We start from the raw sequence: 961 nt of genomic DNA on the forward strand, positions 1-961 counted from the left end.
CCCAGGACGCCCAGAACCAACGGCATGGTTGAGCGGTTTAACGGCCGCATTGCGGACGTTTTGAAGACCCACAGGTTCAACAGCCGCGAAGACATGGAGCAAACCCTGCTGCGCTATGTGGCCCTGTGCAACCACCAGTTACCGCAGTCAGCGCTCAAGAGCAGTACGCCGATGCAGGCGATGAAAGAGTGGTACCAGACCCACCCGCACCTGTTTCACAAGCGACCATATGATCGTACGGGATGCGACACATACCTTTGTACTTTTTATTCCCTCAGTGTTGTACTTTTCCGATCGGTCTTCACTGAGTCTTGTATTTTTCGTGCAGGTCAATTCACTGCTCCTTCAGCACAGGATTTTTCCACTCTGCGCTGTGCTTAAACGCTTGCCGCAAAGGCCTTCGATTTGGCCTTGCGGCGGCTTCAGGCTGATCTGAGTCATCCTCAGGTGCTGGACTGAGCGACCGCTTCGGCCGCAAATGGACGATGGACTAAACCGCTCGCGCGGTAGGCCGCCGCGAAGGCCCTGACGCCAAGTAAACATCGCGCCCCTGTCTATGTTGGCGAGCGAGACAATCGGCCTCGTTCTTGGACAGGAGCGCGATCATGACCCCTTCGACCCCCTCCATCTCGCCGCTGCGCAAATACCGGCTGAGAAACACCACCTAGTTGGCGGCAAGGCAGCCGTCCAACTTCTGGGGGTCAGTTCAAAACTGGGGCGATTCAGGACAGCATTTGGCAAGGAAGAACTGCTGGTGTTCGAGCAAGGTCGGCGGTTGCCTCTCTGAGCCCAGGCGGACACTGTGAGTGTCACAGCTCCAAAGAATCTCGTACTCCCAAAGCAAAAAACCCCAGTCATGGTTGACTGGGGTTTTCTGGGCTGTAAGAGCCTGACGATGACCTACTTTCACACGGGAACCCGCACTATCATCGGCGCAAAGTCGTTTCACTGTCCTGTTCGG

1 pseudogene is annotated in these 961 nt (G+C 56.1%); it reads left to right on the top strand.

Going from position 1 to position 961, the window contains the following annotated elements:
- A pseudogene (locus NFX52_RS30350) lies at positions 1-252 on the top strand (integrase core domain-containing protein); the annotation flags it as partial.
- Positions 253-961: the final 709 nt, after the last annotated feature.

It is taken from the genome of Acidovorax facilis (assembly GCF_023913775.1).
GTDB classification, from domain to species: domain Bacteria; phylum Pseudomonadota; class Gammaproteobacteria; order Burkholderiales; family Burkholderiaceae_C; genus Acidovorax; species Acidovorax facilis.